Source organism: Thermogutta sp. (assembly GCF_014359955.1).
GTDB lineage: Bacteria > Planctomycetota > Planctomycetia > Pirellulales > Thermoguttaceae > Thermogutta.
Genome location: NZ_JACIYL010000687.1, coordinates 1 through 2,416 on the forward strand (window position 1 = coordinate 1; position 2,416 = coordinate 2,416).

Genomic DNA, 2,416 nt, shown 5'->3' on the forward strand with positions numbered 1-2,416 from the left:
AACGTCTCACGCAAGGTTCAGGTCGATCGGAAGGGCCGAACAGGCGCGATCAAACTGGAGGTCGGCAATCTTCCCCAGGGGATTCAGGCAAAAATTGGAGACATTCCGGACGGGCAATCCGAAACCGAACTCGTCCTCACGGCAGATACCTCACTGGGGGAAAACGAGCTCACCGCGGTGATTGAAGTGCGGGCCACGCTGGGGAATGATAAGGCCTCCCAAAACGTGGCCGTCCATGTCCCCAAAACACCTCTTCCAGACTGGAAAATGCCAGGGCAATTGTATCTGAAACCTGGAGGAGAAATTTCTTTCCAGGTTGATTTGGATCGGAAAGGCTACACAGGTCCGCTTGCTTTGCGTGTGGAACAGCTCCCTGAAGGGGTGGTCGCCGAACCGGTCACCGTGGCTGAGAGCGACCGACAGGCCATCGTGCGCCTCAGAGCTGAACCGCAGGCGAAAGAAGGCGATTTCTCCGTTCCGGTGGTCCTCGCGGCGGGGGCGAGGACGGCATCTCGCCCGATCAAACTGGTGATCCGCAAAAACCTCTTTACGGTTGACTGCTTCCGTGTCGTGACCTTGAAGCCCGGGGAAAGTCGTGACGTCGATATACCGATTCGCCGCAACGGGTACGCTGGCCCAATCACGTTCACCTTCGAAAATCTTCCTGAGGGCGTCACCCTTACCGCGTCCGAAGTTCCAGCAGGCGCCACGTCCGTGAAATTTCATTTTTCTGTCAACCCACAGGCTCACGAGCGGGTACGCTCCGTGTGGGTCCAGGCCAGGGGAAGTGGGGCGGATTTTCGCGACGCCATTGTGGTCAGGGTGGCTAAGGAACTGGACAAAGGTTTTCTTCCCGCAGAAATCGGCTACGATCCCGAGATCGCGCCGCTTTTCCGACGGGGATCGTTCGGTGGCAGACTGACGGCCAAGAGCAAGGCCGCTTTGTGTGATGCGTACGGCGGTACACCGGAATCTGAGCAGGCCGTGCTCCGCGGTTTGCGCTGGCTGGCAGCACACCAGGAGGTGGATGGTCGATGGTCTCTCAAGAATTATGGACGAACCAACCCCAACTGTGATTGTCATCTCGATGCGGAGAAGGAAAAAGAAATCGTCGATAGCGACACCGGCGCGACCGGGCTTGCGCTTCTGCCGTTTTTGGGGGCAGGCGTGACGCACGAGAGCTCTCCCGACGAACCGCCCGAGCTCGCCCGTTATCGAAACGGCGTTCGCCGAGGATTGTTCTACCTTATCCGCGTGCAGACGGTCGATCCGAGATCGGAAAAAGACGGCTATTTGGGTGGAAACACCTACGCCCATGCCATTGCTACCATGGCCCTGTGCGAAGCCTACGGCCTGACAGGCGATGAACGTATCCAGATTGCGGCCCAGCGGGCCATCAAGTATCTCATGAACGCCCAGCACCGAGAGGGCGGCTGGCGCTATGGCTTCCGTGAAGCAGGTGACATGTCTGTCGTCGGCTGGGTATTCCTCGCTATCCGCAGCGGCCAACTGGCCGGACTGAGAATCGACACCCTGCCCTTATCGCGGGCATCGCGGTTCCTGGACTCCTGCGCCGTGGGACCTGAGCCGTACAAGCTCTCAGAATATTGCTACCAGCCTGGCCAGCCTCCAAAAATGTCCCTGACGGCCTGTGGCCTTTTGACGCGGCAATATCTGGGCTGGCCGAAGGACAATCCGCACCTGCTGGCCGGATGTCGCAAATTGATGACCCAGTTGCCCCCGAAAGAAGCTCAATCGGCGGGACAGCTCTATTATTACTACTACGCGACCCAGGTGCTTCATCATATGGAAGGTGAGGAGTGGGATCTGTGGAACCACCGGATGCGCGAACATCTCATTCATACTCAGGAAACCTCCGGTCATCGCGAGGGAAGTTGGAGCCCCGAGGGAACGGATTGGGGCAATCGCGGCGGTCGAATTTATGCGACTTCGCTCGCGCTGATGATCCTCGAGGAATATTATCGACACCTTCCACTCTATCGGCCTGTGCCCAAGGCAGCGGTATCCAGCACGCCCGGCACGTCCAGCAGCCCTCGTTATTGATGACCGACCAATGGAACGCCTCACGCTCGACAGGTACAAACGCCGCGCAGTTACACGTGATGTTTGGCAGTACCGTTCTTATATGAATATTTCGCTCGACGGTTCCAGCCCCCGAGATCACTGAGGAAGTCCAATGACCTGCCGTAGATTCCATGTTGTCTTGTACTGTATAACTGCGATTTCTTCTTTGTTTATAAGTTCCCTCGCAGCAGGCGATGAACCTCTCGATGATCCCTACTACCGCTATATTGCGACAGCTCCCGAGTTTCAGCCGGTGAAACACGACCCGAAAATGCTCACCGCCCGGTGGGACACCTGGTTGTATATGCCGTGGCGGTACCAGTGGACGATT

Annotated in this window: 1 protein-coding gene; it reads left to right on the forward strand. The window is 57.5% G+C overall.

Annotated elements, in window-relative coordinates; genetic code table 11:
- Window positions 1-2,064, forward strand: a 2,064-nt coding sequence (locus H5U08_RS15865) for a hypothetical protein (RefSeq protein WP_297035239.1), incomplete at its 5' end; no start/stop codon positions are given.
- Window positions 2,065-2,416: the final 352 nt, after the last annotated feature.